Source organism: bacterium, assembly GCA_036524115.1.
Taxonomy (GTDB): Bacteria; JAUVQV01; JAUVQV01; order JAUVQV01; family DATDCY01; genus DATDCY01.
Window position 1 is genome coordinate 1 of sequence record DATDCY010000025.1, and the last position, 1,732, is coordinate 1,732.

The window sequence follows — 1,732 nt, forward strand, 5'->3', positions numbered from 1 at the left end:
CGGCCCCGCCCCGCGCCGGAGCTCGTGCCGACGGGCGAGGCCCTCGGGCGCGCGACGGCGGCCGCGGTCGCGGCGCTCCACCCCGCGCCCTTCTACCACTCCTCCGCGATGGACGGCATCGCCGTCGCCGCCGAGCGCACGTTCGCGGCGAGCGAGAGCGCCCCGGTGCGCCTGCGCGTGCCGCAGGAAGCGGCCTGGGTGGACACCGGTGACCCGATTCCCGAGGGGTGCACGGCGGTCGTTCCCTCGGAGGAGCTGCACTGGCGCGAGGACGGCGCCGTCGAGATCCACGCCCCCTCGGCGCCCTGGGAGCACGTCCGCGTCACCGGCCAGGAGATCGCCACCGGCGAGATGGTGCTTCCGGCGGGCTGGCGGATCGGCCCGGCCGACCTCGGGTCGCTGCTGGCCGCGGGCGTGCTCGCCGTGCCGGTCGCACCGCGCCCGCGCGTGCTCGTCATCCCCACCGGCACCGAGCTGATCCGGCCGGGCGAGCCGCTCGAGCTCGGCAAGGTCGTCGAATTCAACTCGGCGGTCGCCGCCGGGATGGTCCGCGAGGCCGGCGGGGAGGCCACGGTCGGCGAGCCGGTACCGGACGACCTCGAGCGGCTGCGCGCCGCGGTCCGCGCCGCGGCCGCGGTGTTCGACGTCGTCGTCGTCCTCGCGGGATCATCCGCGGGATCGGAGGACTTCACGCCCCGCGCCATCGAGCTGGAGGGCGAGCTGGTCGCGCACGGCATCAACATCGCGCCCGGGAAGCCGACCGCGCTCGGGCTCGTCGGGGGGACGCCGGTGATCGGCCTCCCAGGCTTCCCCGTGGCGGCGATAGTCGCGGCGCGGCTGTTCCTCGCGCCGCTGGTGCGCCTGGTCCTCGGCCTGCCCGAGGCGCCGCCGCCGCTTCTGCCGGCGATGCTCCCGCGCGCGCTGCCCTCGCGGCTGGACACGCGCGAGTTCGTGCGCGTGCGCCTCGGCCGCGTCGGCGAGCGCACCTTCGCCTACCCGCTGCCGCGCGGGTCCGCGGCGATCGTCTCCTGGACGAAGGCGCAGGGCCTGGTCGTGATCCCCGAAGCGGTCGAGGGGCTGGAGGCGGGCGCCGCCGTGGACGTCGAGATCCTCCGGGAGATGCCGGACCTCGGGCGCACCGTCGTGCTCATCGGCAGCCACGATCTGCTCATCGACGTGCTGGAGGACGAGCTGCGCGCTCGCGGCGTGACGCTGCTGGCCTCGGCGACGGGGAGCCTCGGGGGGCTGCTGGCGCTGCGCGACGGGACCGCGCACCTGGCGACCTCGCACCTGCTGGACCCGGAGAGCGGGACGTACAACCGCGCCTACATCGCCAGGCACCTCGCGGGACGCGCGATCCGGCAGGTCGGCCTCGTGTGGCGACAGCAGGGGCTCATCGTCGCGGGCGGCAACCCGAAGGGAATCGGCGGGTGGGCGGACCTGGCGCGGCCCGACGTCGCCTTCGTCAACCGGCAGCGCGGGTCGGGCTCGCGCGTGCTCCTCGACTACCGCCTGGCGCAGGCCGGCGTGGCGCCCGCGTCCGTGCGCGGATACCGGCGCGAGGAGTACACGCACTGGGCGGTGGCGATGGCCGTGCAGAGCGGGCTCGCGGACTGCGGGCTCGGCATCCGCTCCGCGGCCGTCGCGCTGGGGCTGGATTTCGTGCCGCTCGAGGAGGAGGAATTCGACCTGCTCATCCCCGAGGAGCACCTCGATCTGCCCGCGTTGCGCG

General features: G+C 75.9%; 1 protein-coding gene. It reads left to right on the forward strand.

What is annotated here, in order from left to right; all coding sequences use genetic code 11:
* A partial coding sequence (locus VI078_01305) for a molybdopterin biosynthesis protein (GenBank protein HEY5997927.1) occupies nucleotides 1-1,732 on the forward strand: 1,732 nt, incomplete at both ends.